The 21507-nt window shown below is 60.1% G+C and carries 9 protein-coding genes and 1 tRNA gene; 1 reads left to right on the top strand and 9 read right to left on the bottom strand.

The annotated features are described in order from the left end of the window. Window positions 1-432: 432 nt before the first annotated feature. Together JNN07_07755 and JNN07_07750 are read right to left on the bottom strand one after the other, a co-directional pair. Window positions 433-804 carry an ATP-binding protein gene (locus tag JNN07_07755; GenBank protein ID MBL9167620.1) on the bottom strand — a complete coding sequence of 124 codons (372 nt, stop codon included), beginning with the start codon at window positions 802-804 and terminating at the stop codon, window positions 433-435. 405 nt (window positions 805-1209) lie between these two features. After that, window positions 1210-1284 (bottom strand) — tRNA-Val (locus JNN07_07750). Window positions 1285-1741: 457 nt separating this feature from the next. Here JNN07_07750 and JNN07_07745 point away from each other — a divergent pair. Further along, on the top strand, window positions 1742-6124 hold the full coding sequence (locus JNN07_07745; GenBank protein MBL9167619.1) for a lamin tail domain-containing protein: 4383 nt from the start codon (window positions 1742-1744) through the stop codon (window positions 6122-6124). A gap of 53 nt (window positions 6125-6177) precedes the next feature. Here the strand turns inward: JNN07_07745 and JNN07_07740 are convergent, their stop codons facing one another. From JNN07_07740 to JNN07_07710, 7 genes are all read right to left on the bottom strand, one after another. Then, on the bottom strand, window positions 6178-6909 hold the full coding sequence (locus JNN07_07740; GenBank protein MBL9167618.1) for a DUF1080 domain-containing protein: 732 nt from the start codon (window positions 6907-6909) through the stop codon (window positions 6178-6180). A gap of 119 nt (window positions 6910-7028) precedes the next feature. Further along, window positions 7029-11237 (bottom strand): immunoglobulin domain-containing protein, encoded by a 4209-nt coding sequence (locus JNN07_07735; protein ID MBL9167617.1) that lies wholly within the window; start codon window positions 11235-11237, stop codon window positions 7029-7031. Between the two features lie 85 nt (window positions 11238-11322). Beyond that, a complete protein-coding gene (locus JNN07_07730; GenBank protein MBL9167616.1) occupies window positions 11323-12114 on the bottom strand; it encodes a prepilin-type N-terminal cleavage/methylation domain-containing protein in 792 nt (263 codons plus the stop codon). Further along, the gene (locus JNN07_07725) at window positions 12111-14042 is read right to left on the bottom strand and encodes a lamin tail domain-containing protein (protein MBL9167615.1); all 1932 of its coding nucleotides are present in this window, start codon (window positions 14040-14042) and stop codon (window positions 12111-12113) included. Before JNN07_07725 ends, JNN07_07730 begins: the two co-directional genes overlap by 4 nt. 2 nt (window positions 14043-14044) lie before the next feature. Continuing rightward, the gene (locus JNN07_07720; protein MBL9167614.1) at window positions 14045-16405 is read right to left on the bottom strand and encodes a protein kinase; all 2361 of its coding nucleotides are present in this window, start codon (window positions 16403-16405) and stop codon (window positions 14045-14047) included. A gap of 80 nt (window positions 16406-16485) precedes the next feature. Beyond that, window positions 16486-17043 carry a sigma-70 family RNA polymerase sigma factor gene (locus JNN07_07715; protein ID MBL9167613.1) on the bottom strand — a complete coding sequence of 186 codons (558 nt, stop codon included), beginning with the start codon at window positions 17041-17043 and terminating at the stop codon, window positions 16486-16488. 266 nt (window positions 17044-17309) lie between these two features. Then, window positions 17310-21398 carry a hypothetical protein gene (locus JNN07_07710; protein ID MBL9167612.1) on the bottom strand — a complete coding sequence of 1363 codons (4089 nt, stop codon included), beginning with the start codon at window positions 21396-21398 and terminating at the stop codon, window positions 17310-17312. Between the last annotated feature and the right edge of the window lie 109 nt (window positions 21399-21507).

Genomic DNA, 21507 nt, shown 5'->3' with positions numbered 1-21507 from the left:
CAACTGGTGAGGGGTAGGCGTTGATGTAACCCCGAAACAGCGGTTCATCGTAGTCCACCGGCTCCAACCCTGGCTTTGTCGCTCTGACGGACTTTCGGCCACCGGGGGTGTCGGAGGAACACCTTGCTGGAAACGGAGAGGCTCAGTCAGTGAGCTTGGAGTCAAGAAACAGATGTACCTCAAACTGCTTCGATCCATGAATACGGGAGCTCCCATGCATGCACGAATCAGCTTACGAGACTGAACTCACCCAGTGGAGTGGCCATCGCCTCGGACGGAAGTCTGGTCCTATCGGATTAGGGGAACCATTCCGCGCGTCGGGTGACATTCAGCGCGCCAGTCATTAAACCACTCAACTTTGGACAGATCTCGATTGAAATGATCCCAACGCGTGGAGGCGGTTTTACCGTGCTTCGCGCGTTTCACAGTGACCTACCCTTTCTTGGGAGCTGTTTCGAGCATCCATTCGTAGACGGGTTGAACCTCGAGTTGCGGGGAGTTCAGCCCCGCCACGGCATCACGGTCTAAAACGAGTAAACGTTGTACGGCATTTCGATGATGGCCGCCCGCTTCGGTGAGTGCGCGCAACTCCCGTTCCTGCGTGTCCTGATTACTCAGGTCCGCGCACACCTGAATCAATTCCTCTCCAGAGGCCGGATGACGTGCCAGGAAATCCACTTCCAGTCCGCTCCCGGTCTTCACGTAGCCAACTTCCGCGCCACGCCGCTCCAGTTCGAGCAGCACGGCCGTTTCCAGCGCATGCCCCACATTCGAGCGTCCACTGGCATCGAAGGCCCGGATCAAGCCAGTGAGTTAGATGTGTCCTTCTGTAAAGGACAGGTATTGGATAATCCAACCTTTCAGGAAGGCCACCCTGTTCTGTGCGCAACACCGGGTTCGAAAAGGACCTGAAGTCAGTGCAAAGGTATAAACATGACCTCAGCAATCCAGCCGGATCACTGAAGTCGGACGTGCCACCGGTCAGGGTGCTGGTGCTGATCGGAGCCCAACTGGTCCACGGTCACCCACACTCGCTGGGGTTGTGTTGGCAGCTTGTAAACCGCTCTGGGGCCCATCATCTGACCAGGATTCGGGGAGCATCGGGGGAGAATCCCGCATGCACACCACCTTTTAAAAACGGGAAAAACAATTCCAGTGGAAAACGTCGCGAAGAGACAGCGGCTTTTGCTGGAGTTTTTGAAGTTTGAATGGTGCGCGATACAGGGCTTGAACCTGTGACCCCCACCGTGTCAAGGTGATGCTCTACCACTGAGCTAACCGCGCATCCAAAGAGGTTGGTCACCGCTTTTGAATCGCAGTGACTCGATGAAAATAATGGCCGACGGCGGGAGTGGCAAGGCTTTTATATCAAGGTTTTAGGTTTTGTAGGGTCTAGCTCCACCCGACCCATACCCACCCAAGCCCACGCACGGAAATAGCCCCGCTGTGTCCATTTTCCCGGTCCGGCAGGATTCCGTCGTTCGGCGGCCGCGAAATCCGTAACAAACAGGTTGGTGCTTCCTATCCAAGGTGTTAGTGTTCGCTACCCCCCCGCTGGAGGCCTTGCCCCCATCTGGGGTGAAGTCGGCTGACATCCCGGATGGGCGCCGTCATCTTTTATCGCCGTCCACTGGAGACGGTCGTGGTCACGTGGTAAAACTATAAACAGGTCTCGTCGGACCTGCCGCTGGCGCTCGCTGCCAGGGCGCGTCTGCCGGTTAAGCCTCACCGCCGAAGTCTTATGTTCATTCTGTTCAGCCGCGCCTGCGCCTCGGGTAGTTCTCACCGACAACGCCTGCTGCTTTGGGTGTTGGTGTGCGGGTTAGGATTCCTCTCCGCAAGCCGATCTACCGCAGCAGAAGGCTCCACGGTCAATGTCGCGTCGGGCCGACCGGTCGCCACTTCCGGCCCTACCTGGAACGGCCTGGTCGCCAGCTCCTTGACCGACGGAAATCCCGCCACCTTCTCCCATCCGCTGGCCAGCTCCGGCACCCTTAACTATTTCTTCGAGGTGGACCTCGGCCGATCCTACAACCTGGAGCGCATCCTGATCCGCAACCGTAACGATGGCTGCTGTCCGGAGCGACTTTCCCGTTACGGCGTGGAAATCTACTCGGGCGCGGGCGACGTCGTCGGCACGCTCAACTGGAGCGCCACGATCCGAGCCAACAATTCGAACTCAGGGGTCGGCGGCGTGGATACGATCGTCGCCACCAACAGCCCCAACGGAAATTTTCAGGGCCGATTCATCCGTATCGTCAACCGAAACAGCGCCGCCTACAGCCCCCAACTAGCCGAGGTTGAGGTCTATGGCACCCAGCCTCCCCTCGTCAAGCTGCTGGAATCCGACGACGACACACTCATCACAGGACAAAGCACAACCCTCCGCTGGGAGCTAATCAATGCGACAACCGCCACTCTCTCTCCCGGCATCGGACCGATCGCTCCCACCAACGGTTCCGTCACCATCCAGCCCAGCACCACCACGGTCTACACCCTGACGGCCAGCAACGAGGCCGGAATCGTGACGGCCTCCCTTCCGATCGGAGTGAATGTGAACTTGGCCCCCCCGAAAATCACTGAATTCATGGCCAGCAATGGAGGACAACTATCGGATGAGGATGGTGACAAATCGGATTGGATCGAGCTGCACAATCCCAATCCTTATAGTTTGAAGCTGGGCGGCTACTCCCTGACCGACAATCCCACCAACCTGACGCAATGGACCCTGCCCAACGCCCGGATCAAGCCCTACGGATTCCTGATCGTCTACGCCTCGGATAAGAATCGCATGGATCCGGCGGGGGAACTCCACACGAACTTCAAGCTAGACGCGGGTGGTGATTATCTGGCCTTGGTCGCTCCCGACGGAGCCCAAATTCTGCAGCAGTTTCCCACTAACTTCCCCGCGACCAAACAGTATCCGCGACAACGGGAGAATGTGAGCTACGGCATCGAGACCAGTGGAAAGCTCGGTTACTTTCGGCCCGCCAGCCCGGGAGCCACCAACGGCGTGGCTTACGATGGAGTCGTCGGCGATACCTCCTTCAGCCTGGACCGGGGGTTTTACGAGACGAATATTGTGGTGGCCATCACCAGCTCCACCGACGGTGCTCAGATCCGATACACCGTCAATGGCAAGGACCCGAGCCCAACCAACGGCACCCTGTACACCCAACCTATTCTGATCACCAACACGACGCTGCTTCGGGCGATGGCCTACAAACCAGGCTGGGCTCCCACCGATATCGATACCCAGACCTACCTCTACCTCAGCAACGTGGTCAAAGCCTCGGTGATGAAGACTTCGATCACGCGACACGCGACCTACGGACCGCAAATGATCCAAGCGCTGCGGGATGTGCCTTCGATCTCCTTGGTGACGTCCTCCCCCGCCAACGACACCACCGAGGTGGCCAGTTCCTTCGAGTGGCTCAACCCGGATGGGTCCCCCGGGGTGCATGCCCGGTGCGGTACTCGCTGGTTCGGCGGCGCCTTCACCTTCTTCGAAAAGAAGAGCTTCCGGCTCTACTTCCGATCGGAGTATGGCACCAGCAAACTGCGCTATCCTGTTTTCAAAGGCTTCGAACAAGGAACCACGCCGGTGGAAGAATTTGATGAGCTCGAGCTGCGAAACGGTTCGCACGACATGGTGGATCGGGGATTCTATATGTCCAACGTGTTCACCGACGACACCCTGCTGAACATGGGCCGACTCAATCCACATGGACGCTTCGTGCACCTGTATCTCAACGGCACCTATTGGGGGCTGTATCACCTGCGCGAACGTTGGGGCGCTGCGATGCATTCGAGCTACCTGGGCGGAACCAAGGAAGACTATGAATCCATCAACGGAAACTGGAATGTCGGAGGCTGGGCGGACCCCGGCACGCCTTATGATGGAGACGGCACGACCTGGGAGAAAATCAAAGGCCTCCGCCGCAACTATGACGGAGTGAAACCCTATCTGGATGTGCCTGAATACATCGATTACATGCTGATGTGGATGTTTGGAGGGAGTGAGGATGAATACCGATGCGTCGGTCCCAAGGGTCCAGGCAGCGGGTTTAAGTTTTATCTGAACGACGCGGACGGTTGGTTCTGCGGCTCTTTCTATTGCGCGGCCGGCGATCGCACCAGCCGCGGTGCTCCAGGAAGATCCGCCGGCGACGGACCGGGGAGCCTGTTTTCAATGCTGTACGCCGAAAACAATCCCGAGTACCGCATTCTCCTGGCGGATCGCATTCACGCTGCTCTTTTCAACGGCGGACCGCTCACACCGGAAAGCAACCTGGCGCGACTCAACCATCGCTGCGACCAGATCCAACGAGCGTTCTACGCCGAGGCCGCCCGCTGGCTCTATCTCAATCCAGCCGACTGGGCTTCACGACGCGACGAGATGCGCCGAACCTGGTTACCGGCTCGAACCGCCCAGGCGCTGACCGAATGGCGCAACGCGGGATTCTATCCCAAACTCGAGGCTCCTTCCCTGTCTCAGCCGGGCGGAACGGTCCCAGCGAATTACGTCCCGGAGTTCAAAGGTCCCACCAACAAGACGATTTACTACACGCTGAATGGGGAAGATCCACGGCTACCCGGAGGGGCTCTCTCGGGCCAGGCCCTGCCCTACCTACTCACGTCGACGAACCAATTCTTGGTTCGCGCAGGTTCCACCTGGCGATGGTTCACCGACAAGGCCGGCCTGGGCCGCAGCGACGTCATTCCGGGCAACACCAATTGGTCCGCCGCCAACTGGAAGCATCCAGAGTTCAACGATGTCAGTTGGGGCGCAGGACCGGCCGAGCTGGGTTACGGCGAAGGAGACGAAGCCACCGTCATTCCTTCCGCAGAAGGAACCAACCGGTTTTTCACCGCCTACTTCCGTCACGCCTTCGACGTGCAGCAGCCTAGCAGCATCACCACCCTCAGCCTGCGTCTGAAACGCGACGACGGGGCGATAGTCTATCTCAACGGCAACGTGGTCACCCGCAGTTCCATTGCCGGAGGAGTGGTCACCGGCGCCACCCAAGGCACCACGGCGGCCGATGATGGGAAGACTTTTGTGATCGTCACGGTCTCCCCCGCCCTGCTCGTGTCCGGACGCAACGTTCTCGCGGTGGAGCTGCACCAAAACATCCAGGGAGATGACGCCAGCTTTGATCTCGAGCTGATCGCAGCCCGTCCCCGCGCCCTTTCCGAGATGCTTCCGCCCCTCGCTCACAGCACTCTCATCCGAGCTCGGACGAAGGATGGCAACACCTGGTCCGCTCTGAACGAGGTTTTCTACCAGGTCGGATCCTCCGCCGTCGCTCCGGGCGAAGTGGTGGTCAGCGAATTGAACTTCAATCCGCCGGGCGCGGATCAGAGCGAGTTCATCGAACTGGCCAACCTTTCGGATCGGGCGGTCAACCTTCGCGGCGCTCGCTTTACCAATGGGGTGGATTATGCGTTCGCCGACAACCGCAACACCGTCCTGATTCCTGGTCAGCGATTGATCCTGGTGAACGACCTCTTTAATTTTCAGCAACGCTACGGCATCGGAGTGCCGGTGGGAGGCTCCTACTTCGGAAGCTTGAACAACGGCGGCGAGGAACTGACGTTGGTAGGCCCCTCCGCCGAGGTGATTGCCTCCCTGCGCTACGACGGGGCTCGGCCTTGGCCCGTGGAGGCGGATGGCGGTGGATATACCCTGGTCCTGGCTCACCCGGATCTTGGCCTGGATAATCCCATCGCCTGGCGGACCAGCACGAGCACGAATGGGAGTCCGGCGGACACCGATGCAACCTTGTTCAGCGGTTCGCCAACCGAGGACCGGGACCTGGACGGTCTGCCGGCGATCGTGGAATACGCCTTGGGAACGAGCGATGAGGATGCCAACTCCGGCCCGGGGTCCATTGTGCCCCACCTGGATGAACAAGGCCGGTTCACCGTCACTCTACCTCGTCGCCTAAGCGCCGACGACGCCCGCCTCGTCGTAGAAACCTCGGCCGACCTGGCGCAATGGACACCGGCCTTATTGCTGTCCACCCGAACCCTGTCGGGTGGGGTGGCCGAAGAGACGTGGGGAATGCCCAACGTCCTGCCGCAAGCGTTTATCCGCGTGGTGGTGAAAGCTCGGTTTTGAGATCGGGACCAGGTTCAGAGATACCACATTCACCTGGCGGCGAAAGGTCGCCGTCACTTCTTCACCGGAAGCGGACGGATCTTGATATTGCGGAAGGAAACCTCGCCATGGTCACCCTGAAGCGCTAACCAGCCGCTCGACGCCTTGGCGAACTTCGGCATCGTGCCAAACTTGCTCTTGGCAACCCGCGCTTTGAAGTCGTCGCTTCCCACGACGTAGTTCACATAGCGCACGCCGTTCATCTCGTGAAAGCTGCCATCCGGGCTGATCACGATGCGCAAACGGTTCCACTTGCCCGGAGGCTTAGTTGCGTCGATGGGCTTGCCGGTCTTGGGATCATTGGCTGGCTGATAGAGCGCATAGAGCCATCCCGCTTTCTGACCATCCTTGCCGCCAATATTGTCCTGCAGCTGAATCTCGGGTCCGGTCTGCCAGGCGGTGTCACCCTCCTCCGTTACGTGGAACATGATACCGCTGTTACCGCCCACCGAAATGTTGTAGTCCAGCTTAAGCTCGAAGGCGTCAAACTTGTCCGCAGTGACGATGTCGCCAGCGTTGTGCGGATCGACACAGGCCAGTGTTCCGTTCTTAACCTGCCAGCCAGGTTTCACTCCCTGAGCCTTGAAATTGTGCCAGCCCTCCAGCGTCTTCCCGTCGAACAACAGCCGCCATCCCGCCTTCTTCTCGGAAGAAGACAGACGGTTGTGCGCGGCGGAGCCGGAGGTAGCAATCCCTACCACCAGGGAGCAAAGGGCGACTGAGAGTGTAAGAGAACGGTGTTTCATGCGGCGAACGATACAGAAACCCGGAAGCCTGACAACCGTTTTGGCTCATCTGTGAGTCTACGCACGCCCGATGGGCCGAGACGGCCCACACTACAGCCGAGGATCCGGATCGTATCCGCTCACCGGGTCACCAACCGGAAATACCTCGCGCCCAGGCTGACCGATGGCAGATCGACGGGGCTGGTGGCAGGATCGGCCAGAACCGTCCAGCGCACCATGTCCGCAGATTCCTCGAGCCGCAGCGGTCCCGCGGAAGGAGCAGACTCAAACACGAGCCGAACGCCTTGAGGAGTCGTAAGGATACTAGTGAAGTACGGCTCCGGCACACCCGATCTCAAGATCATGCCATTGTTCCCGACCGTGTAGAATGAACCATCCGCCGCAGCGAGCACATCATGCAGATTCTGAGAGGTGCGGGAGCGATGGTGCATCCAATCCTCCGTGACCCCGGTAAAACTCACCATGACGCCATCGTTGCCGACCACAAGAAACCCGCTCTCAGAAAACCGAACTCGGCGCAGGTTGACGGACTGGGACCCGAGCGGCACCAAGTGAGGCGCCGTAAAGGCTCCGGTGTGACTGAAGGGACGGGACGGATCCCCGGTGGGAACCAGGACGACCACCTGACCGTCGTTGCCCACCGCGACAAATCGTCCATCTCCAAACGCGACATCCCGCATGCGAACCCCGACATCGAGCGAAAGGTACTCCCAATGGATCGCATCCGTAGAGTAAAAGAAAGTGCTCACAGCGGGACCCGTGCCACCATTTCGGAAATAACCCCCTGCGACGAGCCAATAGCCAGCGCCGTAAGCCACCCCTTCATGGTCGCTCGGGGGATCGGTCCTCACCGCGGACCACGCGATGCCATTTAGCGACGTAAGGATGTCCCCTCCTTCACAAACCGCCACCCATCGGTCGGCCCAACTCAGGCGCTGCACATAGTTGGTCGTCTCGGAATTCCGGTTGGACCAGCGAACGGCATCTGGTGAGGTCATGATCCTTCCGCCCCGCCCCCCCGCGACCACCAAACCAGCGGCAGAATGCACCGTGTGCAGGTTGCGTCCGCTTGACGTCACTTGGCGCGTCCAGGTTTGACCATCCAGCGAGGTAAGGATAGCGCCGTCGTCGCCAGCCACCACCACCGTATCTCCATGCTGAGTCAATCCGTAGTAATCCACCGTGTTGGCAGTGAGGCTGGGGGACCAGTCGATGCCATTGCTGGAACTCGAGATCGTTCCCGCCTCTCCAACCGCCCAGAACCGGCCTTCCGCAAAGATCACCGATTCCAACTCCTGGCGTGTTCCAGTGTCGCGTGCCGTCCACTGCCGTCCGTCCTCTGCGGTAATGACGGTGCCTGCTGGAGGATAAAAGTTCGAAGGGTTCTCGTCATCGTGATAGACCGCAGCAACAAACCGTCCATTTCCAAACACCAAGGATTGAATCCCCTGGTAAGTGCTCATGAACGGGAGCCACTGATCTCCGTCCGCCGAGATTTGACCGAACTGCCCATACCCTCCCAACGCAACATACTGGCTGTTCCCAAAGGCTACAAAGCCAGTCGGCTCCCCCAAGAGGCTGCGCATCGCAGGTCGCCATTGAGCTCCGTTGGCGGAGCGATAGAGATACCCTTGATCACTGGCCCAGAACTCTCCGTTCACAAAGTTTACCCGATCGGACCGCGTCCATCCATTGTATTGGGGCGTCCAATGGATACCGTCAATGGAAGTATAGTTAAACGCCGGAGTGACGCCCTCTGGACTCCCAGTGAGGACAAAAACCCCATTCCCAAAAGCGATGTCCACTGGAAAAGAAGAGGGGCACGGAACTGACGTCCAGCTCTCTCCATCTGTGGACGTCAGGATGATTCCACTGAAGAACGAACTAACGGACGTGCCGCCGCCTGGGAAGGGATAACCCGTAACAGCTCGCGTCGTTCCTACAGTCACGAAACGTCCCTGCCCGTAAGCAACCGCACCCAAATCGCAGTCCGCCTCGATGATCGATCGATCCCATCGCACGCCATCCACGGAAGTCACCACGTTGCCTGACCTCCCCACGGCGACGAATCGGCCGTCGCCCCACGCAATATCCAGCAACCGGCTTCCTTGAGGACGCGGCAAGTTCCAATCCCATCGATCAAGCCGCGTGGCATCACGCAAGCTCAGTGAAAAGGAATAGCGGGCCTCGCCGGCGGTATTGCGGGCCACGATCTCGTAGTTTCCAGCATCCTCCGCCTGAGCACGCTGCAAAACCAAGGTCGAATTGGTCTCGCCAGGGAGGTCGACTCCACTTCTCCGCCATTGATAAGTAGGCAGCGGCCCTCCCACGGCCCGTGAGTGAAGGGTGACCACGCTCCCAGCGACTTCGGTAGTGTCCACCGGAACCACGACGAACTGGGGTGCTTGAGCCACGACATCCAATTGAAGCCCGGCGCTCAGCGCTGAGTGCAGAGAGTTGGCCGCCTCCACCGTGTAGAGGGCGGAGTCGTCAGGGCTCACATTGGGAAAAACGAGCGTCGCGTTGGTAGCCCCAGTGATGGGGGAACCATTTCGATACCACTGGAACCGGGGCTGAGGCGCCCCTGAAATGAGAGCTCCGAGAACCAAATCGTCGCCCAGCACAGCGGGGAGCGGATCGCTCGCGCTGATGCTCACATTCAGTGGATATGTTTCGAGCAACACGCGCGCCACGACACTGGTCGCGCTGCCGTAGGTGTTGCTCGCGACGAGGAAGTAGGCACCGGTGTCCCCCGAGGTTAAGGACGGAAACAGCAAGAACGCATCTTCGCCGCCTACGACCTTCACACCTTCCCGATACCATTGAAAAGCCGTCTCTGGAATGGCTGTCGGTTGCGCCCAAAGGAGCGCCCGGCCTCCCTCCGAACCTGACACATGGACTGGGCCATTGAACAGCGCGGGGACCACCTCCACCTGAGCCAACTGGCTGGTGACGGCCCCAAACGAGTTGGCCGCGACGACTTGATAAGTCCCCGAGTCTAAAGACGTCGCCGCGGGGAACCGGAGCCGATTGCTGGTCGCGCCGGCGATGGGCGCCGAATCCTTCAGCCACTGGTAGCGGATCGGTTCGCTTCCCTTGGCCAGACTATAGAGTTCCCCGGAAAACCCCGCCGCGAATCGCGTGGTCCCTATGGGATAGCCCTCCAACACCGGCGGAACAGGATTCACCGTAACCTGCGCGACCCTGCTGGTGACGCTACCGTACTTATTGCTCGCGACGATTTGGTAGCTGCCCGAGTCCTTGAGTGAAATGGGTTCAAAACAGAGGAAAGGAACAGACCCAATCTTATAGACTTCTCCATCGCGGAGCCAGGTATAGCTGGCCAGCGACGAAGAGCTCGCGACCACGGACAGGCAGTATCCGAACATCCCGTCCGGCGCAGTAAACCCGGCCAACTCAGACAGCAACGTGAGCGGCACAACCTCCAAGTCGATCGTTGAAGTGCTCGCCATGCCGAGGTCGTTGCTCGCGCGAAACTCGTACTTTCCCGCCTGAGCGGGCAACGCCGGATTGAAGGAAAGGATGCCCTGGGTCTCTCCCGGAAGGGCAACTCCATCCTTATACCACTGGGTGGTCAAGGGTGCTCGACCGCAGGCCACCACCGACAGCGACTTGGTGCCACCCGCATGGACGCGCGTGCCGGTCTCCAATGAGAACACTTGGGGAGCCTGCGCGTCGCTTCGGTTCAAAACCAGCCCATGGCGGTTGAGCGAATCCATGAACCGAACGCCCCCCAGGACGTCGGTCGCGCCCACCTTCACGGGAACCGAAACCCCGACGGCAACACTCCGGCCGCGAGCCGCGTTGATCCAGGCCAGGCCGGCCTCCGTCAGTGGGATTGCCACTTGCAGATCAGCGCCGAGTCCGTCGAAGGAGGGAGGCTGCGCCACGAAATCGCGACTCCCCAGAAGTTCTCCGTCCGCCAGATCGGAAAAGGTCTGGGCACGGTCGCCCGAGAGGTTGATCAGAAGGTCCAGCGGCGTGACCACGGGACGCAGCTCGATGCTCTCGCCCCCTGAAGGTGCCGTCGCGGAATGGATGGACACCCGCAACTCAGCGGAAACATAGGGAAGCTCGGAGGGAGGGACATTGAACACGAGAAACCCACGGTACTCACACGGATTCCCCCCCGGCAACTGGCCAGCAACCAGGAAACCCGAGGCATCGAAGCACGCGGATCCGTAGCTTCCGATCCGAATGGGCGGGGTCACGCTGACACAATCCGCCGCGCCCACTTTCGTGGAAGCGGCCAGCCAAGCGATCACCGCAACGAGGAGGAAACACGCACAGGGTAAGGGACGTTTCATAAAATGATTTCGAAATGGTTCTCACTCTTCCATACGACATCACGGACCAAAACCCGACACACTCGCTGGAAAAAGACTGGTTGCATCAATAGTTCAAGTTGGGATCCGACTTCGGATCGGTAGTCCAGACCAGGCTCGTTTGAGGCAGAATCGCGTAACCACCCTCTACCACCTCCGAGCCTCGCTTCGTTTCCACGTGGCCGTCCAGGAAACTAAGGGTTCCCCGCTGCTGATGCCGGGTGACAAATCTTGAAGCGTAGGCACTCGGCTGCCCCAGGTCCTGATCAATTTGTCCGGGATGAACCTTCGGTTCGTCGGGCAGGCGGTTGTCCAGAAAGGCCACCGTCGACGAAGGCCGCACCACCGAGCCCAACATGACCAGCCCGGGCGAACTGGGTCGAACCAGCTTGGAGTTCATGGCGACTGAGAAAAAAGTCACCTGATCCTTCGCCGCACCGGAGGGGAAGGTGGCCGAGGGACAATGCATCAAACGCTCGCGCCGGTAAAAGTCGCCGCGGACCGCCGAAGGGGCAAAGTCGGCCGCCTCAGGCTGGTCAATAAGCCGCGGCAACGCATTGTACCAGACATCGGCCGCCAGAGGATGCCTCACCTGAGCCCACAGATTCAGAACCGTGCCACCCGGAATGAAACTCTCCCGCGGCAGCCGATCCTCGCTCTCCGCGGCGTACATCGTCAGAGCGACGGTCCATTGCCGCATTCGGTTGACACAGGAGATCTCATGAGCGCGCGCTTTTGCACGAGTCAGCGCCGGCAGCAACAGCGAAGCCAGCACGCCTATGATAACTACAACCACCAATAACTCGATCAAGGTGAAGCCCCTGTTCGGCACTGTGCACTGGGAACGAACTGGGTTCATGGCGATGGCAAGTTGGCGATGACTCGATAAAAGCGCAGCCCTCCCCGCGCATCCCCATCCGTGGCTTTAAGCGAGACTCCTTCAGCGAGCAACGACAGCAGAGGAATCCAGTCCGCCTGGCTCAAGTCGTCACAGTATTCGAGGGAATAAAGGTATCCCGCTTGGGACGTCCACGTGACGGTCACACTTTCTCCTTCCGGAACGATGGAGATCAGGCGGGGTTGAAGCACTCGCGGGGGCGGCGCGGTGATCCAACCTGGCGATCCGATATCGTCGCCCGCGACGGCTCGAAAGGCGCCACGCTGACCTTCAATGCTTAGCTCACCAAACTCAGCCAACACCGGATCAAACCATAAGCTGACGCCGCGCGTATCGTTCACGAAGGACAGGCTGACGATCACGTCATCCCGCGAAGTCGCCGTCGCATTCCACAGATACAAGGAATCCCCCAAGGCATCGAAAGAGTTGCCTGCAAAGGAAACGATTTGCACCCCGGGAGGAAGGTTCTCGGCTCCCCACCAGTTGAGAAAGTCCTGCCGGGAAAGGTCAGAAACAAACAGTATTGATTCGCCAGGTTCCACCCAGATGGCGTTGGTGATCACGACCGCTCCGGCAATCACCCCGGGTGTATCGTCGAAACGGTAGCCTTGAAGGGACACGCGATTAGACTCGAAATTCGTCAACTCCCACCAATCCCCATGTCGGTGCAGCGCGTTGTTGGTGGAAGCGGCCGCCATCACTTCCGTCACCCGCAGGTCGGGAGGGTCCACCACCCGAAGACGGGCGACGGCGCTGGTCGAACAAAGAAAGTTGGCTACTTCCACCGAGACCACCCCGCTCATCCCTGGACTCACGAAGGGCAAGGCAAAGACGGCATTGGTGGCGCCTGGAATAGCAGCCCCATTGAACCTCCATTGATAGGTCGGCAGGGGAAACCCTCGCGCCAGCACTGAAAACACTGCGTCCTGCCGGGGAGTGAGTTCCAGGTCCTCCGGTCCACGGATCACTCGAGCACAGGAAAGCGCGGTGCTCACTCGAAGCTCGGCTGGAGCGCTCAGCAATGTTTCCACATCATTGTTCATTTCCACGGTGTACAGCCCAGCCGAGGCGGCGACAGCGTGGGGGATGGTCAGTTGGCTCTCGTTCGCCCCCGCAATGGGCACGTTGTTCCGACGCCACTGATACCGCGGTTTCGGCATGCCCAATGCGCTGACAGAAAATGCCACGGGGGCTCCGGCATCCACTTCGACCGAGGCTGGGGCTTGCAGAATTCTCAGCGGCACCGGGCCCATGGTGCGGCCCGGAGACCCGACGTCGAGTCCCCCCGCAGCGCGAAACGCACCCCGTTGCCCCACTCGGCTTAAAGAATCAAGCAGGCCCGTCTCTGGATCGTAGGTATGGGTGGCACCCGGTGCTGCGGAGTAGAACTCAACGCGATCCACCAAGCTGGTGGCCAAAGCGGTCACTTTCCACAACTGAACCGCATCATACTCCTGACTGAACCCGGGGCCGCGATAGAACAGCACTTGCAGCGGCTGTGGAAGGTTTCCCACTCCCCACCAGTCGTAAAACTGTTGAGGAAACAACGTTGTCACCACGTTGCTGCGCACCAGGATGATCGACTCACCGGGGCCGATGCTCTTTCCCTGAAAAAAGTGAGGCTCTGCCGCCTCAAACCCGGCGCTGTCGCTCCACCGGTACGCGCTCAAGTCGATTCGCGTGGATCCAAAGTTGGTCAATTCCCAAAAATCCGGCCGTTTCGGAAGGACCGCTTCGGAGGCGTCCGACATCACTTCCGTGATGGCCAGTTGCGCCGAAGCTTGCGGAAAAAGGGCAAGGCTGAACAGAACGGCGGCCACCACCCAAGGCTGCAGAGCGGTTCGATTTCGGAACCAGCATGCTCTGTCACTGACGATTCCAGGCCGCATCGTTAACGTCGCGCTGAGTCGGACAACACGCGAGCCGGGGGAGAAGGTTTGAAGGGAAAGGAATCACCGATTCGCGACAGCCAGCTTTCCTCCAATGAGAACGTGGCGGGCGTCATCAGCTCAAAGCCCACCGGATGATCGGGCAGCAGTGCCATCCAGGGCTCCCCGCGCAGCGAAGTCAGCGCCTCCCGTAGGCCATTCACCACCCGCTCCTCCAAGCCAGCCCGGGCGACCCACATGGATCGACTGCTCACAAACTCACTGTCAGAAATGGCGGCAAGGCCGCGACTGTGATTGATTTGGAAGGCTCGGAAGGCGGCAACCCCGGCATCGTAGCGTCCGCTCAGCACGCCCTCGATGACCTGAGCGTGGCTATGCAGGTATCCGATGCGGCGAATCGCCTCCTCAAACCCCAGTTCGCGAACCTCCTCGCCAAACTCCAGGCTGGAATCCAGAAAGTCGTAACCCCCGAGTTGCGCGGCATCGATTCCCCGGCGCGCCAATTCGATCTGAGCCCGGAAGCTGACGGTGGAGTTGGTCTCACCAAACGCCACCCGACGTCCTTTGAGGTCGGCAAGAGATCGGATCTCCGAGCCGGCGCGGGTGAAGAGCACCGCGAGCTTCGGATCGGTGACTGGCACCGCGATGGGCTGCAATCCGGGCACCTGTTGCCGGGAGCGAAGGAAGGGCAACGCACCGCACCGAACAAAATCGAGCTTTCCAGCGCACAAATCGGCACGACAGTCACCAAGGTATTTATAAAATCGGACGTCCACCCTCGCCGGACGCCCCACCCGCAACTCGAGTTGCTGCTCAAGATAGGCCAGCAGATCGGCGTAACGCTGAGCGCGGCCCGTCGGCGAGTCCTCGGCCATCAAACCCAGGACGTAGCGGGCTGGAGCCAGCTTGCTTGAAGTTACCGCGACCGGTCGATTGGCGATGGCTGCGATCTCATCGGATCCCACCAGCATGGAGTTGCGCTCACCATTCGACCACAAGGTCTCGAGATTCTCGCTGACCATCCCGACGGCACGAGCCAGCAAACGCGTGGACTCCCGGTTGGCGAACTTGAGCTCCGTGGCGAGCAACGCTTGCTTGTTTTTCTCCCGATTTACCTGGATCAACAAGACCGATGTAGCCGTGAATCCCAGGACCAACGTGAGCATGAACGAGGCTAGCAGTGGGTTCCGCCGAGCCCAGCGCGCCGATCGGACCAACAACGTCTGCGGCTTGGTCAGGATGGGCTCACCGCTTTCCCAGCGCTCGAGATCCTCGGCCAGCGCCAATGCCGAGGGATAGCGATGACGCGGATCCTTCTCCAGACATCGCAGGCAGATGAGCGCGAGAAACGTATTCACCTGGGGTCGGATGGCCGTTGGGTGCAACGGTGCCTGCTCGATGACCTCGCGCAGCGTCTGCACCGGTGACTCCGCTCGAAAAGGAGGTTGTCCAGTGAGCAGCTCATACAGAATCGCTCCCAAACCATAGACATCCGTGGCTATCGATGACCCCTTCCCGCATGCTTGCTCGGGTGCCATGTAGCTCGGAGAGCCCATAACATCGGCTGTGCGCGTGAGACTGCCATCCTGAATCAGCACCTTGGCCAACCCGAAGTCGATGAGATGCGGCTCGCCGTCAGAATCCACCAGAATGTTGGCCGGCTTCAAGTCCCGATGCAGCACCCCGTGCTCATGAGCATAGTGGACCGCGCGCACGATTTTGCAGAACTGCACGAGGGAGAAAGAATCTCCCAGAGACCCATTCACCCGAGTTCCTGCCTTCACCTCCACACCGGAGGGAAGGAACGCACCGGCCAAGCGGGTCGAGAGCGGTTGGCCGTCGATCAGGTCCATGCTGAAGAACCAGACCCCGTCACAAAAGCCAACCTCATGGATGGTCACGATGTTGGGGTGGTGGAGTTGGGCAGCCGCTTGAGCCTCGGTCTGAAATCGACGCACTTGAGTCGAATCGGCGGCCGATCCGGCTCCAATCACCTTCAGCGCCACGACACGGCGAGTGGAGACCTCCGCAGCTCGATAGACCCTCCCCATTCCGCCGCGCCCGATTTCACTGAGCACTTCATAGTTGCCCAATCGGGCCCCCACGACCAAATCCTTCGTCAGCACCGGTGAGCCAGGGTCAGCGCCGAAAAACGCAGTGGAATCCTCGCTCGCGGCCAGCAAACCTTCCACCCGCCCGCGCAACTCCGACCGGCCCTGGCAGGCAGCCGCTAGGAACGCCTCCCGAGCCGTCCGATCGGGTAGCAATCGGGCGGCATGAAAGAGGGCTTCCTCGACCGAAGCCGATTCTGAGGTATCGCGCGACATCATGCGTCCATCCTCCATACGTCGTTTTGAGGTCAAAGCCGACAGCTCAGCCCAGAAAAAGCGTCAGCTCGGTCGAATCCGGCCTGCCGCCCAACGGTGGAAAAGGATCAAGCCGTTCACGCCGACTCCCGAATCGCTTGAATCAGCCAGGCCTTGGCATAGGCCCAGTGACGTTCCACCGTGCGTTCAGAAAGCCCGAGCGCCTCGGCGACCTCCCGATCGGTGAAGCCCACGAAGAAGCGCAACTTGACGACTTCGGCCTTGATGGGATCCATGCCGGCCAACTGGTCCAACGCGTCGTGGACCTGCAGCATCCGTTCGTCGGCCTCGGGGGCAACGAGTTCCAGCTCGTCGAACTCCACCCGGTCTTGCTCGCCTCCATGACGAATCCGCCGACGGCGACGCGCCTTGTCGATCAGGATGTTGCGCATGGCCTCCGCCGCTGCCGCGAAAAAATGACCTCGATTGTCCCAGCGTCGTTCTCCGGGCGGTCCGAGTCGAAGCCAGGCTTCATGCACCAATGCCGTTGGCTGAAGCGTCTGGCCCGCAGGGCCCCCCGCCATCTTGTAAGCCGCCGTGCGACGGAGTTCCTGGTACACCTCCACCAGCAAAGCCTCGGCCGCATGGACGTCCCCCCGTTCCGTTGCCCGGAGTAGTTGAGTGATGTCCTGCATAACGAGTTTTGATACGGTCAAATAAAGTCGTGGCGACAGCTTGAACGCTAGCAGGCTCCGGTGATTTAGCCAGCCGAAAACCGTGCGTGGTCCCGACGGGTGGCACGGCTTTCAGGGTGCTGCTGAATAGGGGGCTGACAGACCGGGGGGGGCGCTGCGCTCCACACCCCAGCTTATCTCTTTGAACCCGGCGGGTTCTCGGCTTCGGCCTCCGGAACTCCGGCGAACGGGGGGTGTGGCGATGGGGCATCTGAGTGTGAGACCCCTCAATCGGGAGCCACCAACGGGACGGAAACATGCACGCGGGTAAAGCTTCCGGGCTCCGATTGGATGGTGGTGGTGCCGTGGAGTTCCTTGGCGCGACGAATGAGATTGGCGGTCCCGTTGCCGGAATGGCCAGGTGATGGCAACAGGGTCATTCCACAACCATTGTCCCGGATGGTCAGTTGCAGCATCCGGTTATCGATGACCGCCAGCGTCACGGCAATCTCACTCGCTCCGGAGTGTCGCAGCGCATTGTTGATCGCCTCCTTCGCCATGAGGATGATGTTGCGGCGGAAGGTCGAGGAGAGGCTCATCGCGGGTAAGGATTCCTGAAAATCGAGCTTCATGCGGACCCCGCTGTCCTCGAGCTGCCGAGCGACCTGCTCCCGGAGATAAGCCGCAAGATTCTCAAGACTATCGTAACTTGGATTCGTAGCCCAGTTGAGGTCGCTGATGCTGGCGGCCAGCTCGCGAGCGTTTCGGGCGATGCGGTCCAACGTCGGAACAGCCGGCGATCCCGAGGGGGATTGGAGCTTGGCGGATTCCCCTAAAATGGCGATCTTGGTCAGGGTGGGACCGAGGTCATCGTGAAGGTCGGATGCAATCCGGACGCGCTCCGCGGCCATGGCTTCTCTCCGCTGCAAGTCATGCTGCTGGCTGAGCGCGACCACCCGCCGCCAATGCAATCCCAGGACCGCCAAGATTATGCCGACGATGACCAAGCCTAGGAAGAGACGGGTTTCCCAGAAATAAGGTGCGATGGTAAAATCCAGAATAGATTCCCTCTCGCTCCATTGGCCGCGGTTTCGGGTTCCTTGGACTCGGAAGCGGTAGTTTCCCGGTTTCAGATTCATGTAAAACGCAGCCCGCAGATGCCCCGGCTCCGACCATTCGCTGTCGTAGCCGTCCAGGCGATAGCGAAAGGTAATGCCTTCCAACCGGGTGAGGCAGATGGCTGCAAAGTGGATTTCCAGCTGGCGCCCCGACCCTTCGGGCAACTCAAATTGAAGGTTTTCGCCATCGGATTGTGGCTCCGCGGACACGTCAGAACCAACGGCGTTGTGGGCCGTAAACGCGAACTCCCGCTTGTTGACGAGCAAGCGCTCGATGACGATCGGCAGGGGCTGCGTTTGCAGGTCGACCCGTCGCGGATCAAAAGTGGCCAGCCCGTTACGGGTCGCCACCCAGATGTGGTTATCAGGCGTCCTGGCCAAGGTGGGGTTTCGCGCCGTTGCACATTCAGGCGTCAAAAGGCCCTCAGGTACGCCCAGGGTCAGGGAGGAAATACGTGGTGTTTTCCCGTCGAAGAACGCCCTCAGTTCGGACGGAGAGACTCGGTGGATCCCCTTCCTTCCGGTGAGCCAAACATGTCCCAACCCATCCTCGATGGCTCCCGACACCGAATCATCGGGGAATCCCTGCTCGGAGCGCACGATTTGGAATCGTCCGTTTCGGTAGCAACTGAGGCTCGCCTGCCCCAGCACCCAGAGAGTGCCCTCGCGATCGAACAAAACGGGAGAACTGGAATCACTCGCCAGACCGTCCGCGGTTGTAAACGTCTCCTTCTTGAGGATGCCGGTCGGGTGATCGAGGGGAGGAATGCCTTTTTGGTTGTTATCCGGTTTGTCCACTGTCAGCCGGGTGACTCCACCACCTCGGGAGCCAATCCAGATGCAGCCCGACTTATCTTCCACGATTCCCACCACCTGCGCATCGGGAAGCTCTCGGCCTATGCTCCATTGTCCGGCAGCCCTCCCCTCGAACTCGGGTTTCGGCTGCCACTTTCCGCCTGGGGTTCGCACGTAGCATTCAGGCCAGACCCACGCCAGCCCGTTTTCGTGAGCGATCCAAAGCCGGCCATCTTGACCGGCCAGCAAGGTGTTGGCTGGGTGGAACCGCAGGCCGGTGATCAGCATTTCCACCTTATTGCTAGAAACCACCCGCCCCAAGGATTCGCCCGACGGCGAAAAGACGCACCAGATTGTGCCATCCCCCGTTCTCGTCTGACAAGCGACGTGGTGAGGAAGGATGGCTTGCGAGCTTCTTCCCGGCTGCCAGCTCTGCAAAGCGAGGGTGCTCCCGACCCATAGGTTCGTCCCTTCGGTCACGCTGATGGTGTGGATGTCGTTGGCGGCCAAACCGTCCTGAGTGGTGAACACGCGGATTAATCGTTCCTGAACCAAGTGGAGACCATCCTGCTCAGTTCCGAACCATAGACCGCCTTCCCGAGTTTGGCAGAGCGAAACGATATTGGGAGCCGCTGGAAGTTCGGGGATCGCTATGGATTCCAGTTGGTCGCCCCGAGCCCTCAGCAACCCGCTGCGCCCACCCAAATAGATTTCGCTCGGGGAACTCCCGGCCGTGAGCGTGGCGTTGAGGGTGCTACGAGGCACGGACTGCCAATGGAAGGACGGCAAGCCCTTGTCGGCATACACCTCAGCCCACCAAGTGGTGATGGGGTCGCCGGAAATCCAGATCCGAAGCTGCGTTTCCGGCGGGAGGCACTGAGCGCTCGAGAGATGCACGGAAGGCGGGCTGCCGGTGGCATCGGACCACAACCCGGTGCTCAACTTGGCCGCCACCGTGAGGGAGTGAGCTCGACCGTCCCAGAAGAGGAGTTGAGCGGGCTCAGCGGTCGCGATCCAAAGCCCCTCCGGCGTGGCCTGCATCCGCTCCACTCGGCCGGGGACCGCCACGGAGCCGGAACTGACTCCGGTGGCCGGATGGTAGCGTCGCGCGACAAAGGGACCTCGCGGAGATTCGTTTCGCTCCCCTGCCATCCAGAGCCAGCCGTCGTCAGCAGGGAGGAGATGCCGGATGAAGAGCTCAGGTAAGCCGTTGGTGAACGCCGTGATCTCGATTGCTCCTACCAGGCTGGTTGCGGAGGTTTGATGGGAATCGATCGCTGGGGACCCGACCAAACTCTGGCTGTTTTCCCGAACCGGTTTCGCTCCACGAATGCGCAGCAATCCGCCGAAGGTGCCTGCCCAGAGGGTCCCGTTCTTCTCCTCCGCCAGGCAAAGGATGTCGTCCCCGGTAATACGCAATGCGGGAGTGGTGCGTTGATCGAAGGACCGAAAGTTCATCCCATCAAACCGTGCTAATCCTCCTTCCACGCCAACCCACAGATAACCTTCCCTGGATTGAAGCAGCGCCTGGACCATGTTCCCGGGCAGACCTTGCTCCGTGGTATAGCGCTGATAGAACCAGCCGTGCGGCCGATTGGTGGAGATGAGTCGCGATACCTTCGGGGACACGGGGCGAGCCATGGCTTGGCTGCGGGCAGCGGAGCCCCCCGGGACGCTGGCTGGAGGCACGCCAAAGGAATGGATCAGCTTGATTTCCGTGTCGGTGAGAATGCGATCGTAGACGCCGAGGGCGCGCATGGCCGCATGGGTCGGTTGGTTGCCCCGGATCGAGTTGCCCACGAGGAGTGCGGAAGCCTCAGAAGGCCAAGGTCGTTTCACCCGTCCGACCAGCACACGCTCGCCATTCTTCCAGACTCTGCTGGTGCCGTCGTCCAGGTGAGCAACCGCCAGATGATGCCACTGCCCCCGCTCCAGCATGAAGCTTTCTGGATTAGGCTCTTCGGTTTTGCCGAGTTGGCTGATCATCAACACAAGCTTATCGTTTTCGTTGCGCGTCTCCCCGAACAAGCGCCAGTTCGCCAACCCGGCCTCCTGACTGAACAACGTCCAGCGGAGGGCACTTGGAACGTTCAGATGGACCCAGACCGAGATCGTATGGATTGCGTTCGTAATGGGCGGCTTGAGTTCCACCCAGCCCGTGGAGCGCTCAAAGATCGTCTCCTGATCCAGGGTTGGCGTTGGGGGAGGGAGCACTCCCCTAACAGTGCCTTCCGTGCCAGTGACCTGGTCTCGGGCATCGAACAGGTTGTGCCAATATCGGATCAAGCCTGCGGTGATGGGCGGTTTGGGCACCAACACATTCGACCTAAGATCCTGATGTTGAATTTGATCTGTAGAAGCAGCAGCGGGAGCTAATAGGGGCGTAGTGGGCGATCGGTCGTCCACCGTCTGAGCGATGCCGTTGGTAATGGTTAAGGCGATGCAGCAGCCGATTCCCCCCACAAGAACACCCCTTAATCTAATAAACCTTTTAAGTCGCTCAGAAACCACGTCTCAGATTACGTCAGCGGTCTCGATGGGCACAAGCCTGGAACCGGCTGCCGGGCTCGAC

The sequence above is a fragment of the Verrucomicrobiales bacterium genome, assembly GCA_016793885.1.
GTDB lineage: Bacteria > Verrucomicrobiota > Verrucomicrobiia > Limisphaerales > UBA11320 > UBA11320.
Note: the sequence above shows the minus strand (reverse complement) of the source record. Positions and strands in the feature narration are given on the sequence as shown.

Excerpts from the sequence above, each read along its gene's own strand:
- JNN07_07715 (MBL9167613.1), bottom strand. The coding sequence starts at position 17,043 with ATGCAGGACATCACTCAACTACTCCGGGCAACGGAACGGGGGGACGTC.
- JNN07_07745 (MBL9167619.1), top strand. The coding sequence starts at position 1,742 with ATGTTCATTCTGTTCAGCCGCGCCTGCGCCTCGGGTAGTTCTCACCGA.
- JNN07_07725 (MBL9167615.1), bottom strand. The coding sequence starts at position 14,042 with ATGCGGCCTGGAATCGTCAGTGACAGAGCATGCTGGTTCCGAAATCGA.
- JNN07_07740 (MBL9167618.1), bottom strand. The coding sequence starts at position 6,909 with ATGAAACACCGTTCTCTTACACTCTCAGTCGCCCTTTGCTCCCTGGTG.
- JNN07_07735 (MBL9167617.1), bottom strand. The coding sequence starts at position 11,237 with ATGAAACGTCCCTTACCCTGTGCGTGTTTCCTCCTCGTTGCGGTGATC.
- JNN07_07730 (MBL9167616.1), bottom strand. The coding sequence starts at position 12,114 with ATGAACCCAGTTCGTTCCCAGTGCACAGTGCCGAACAGGGGCTTCACC.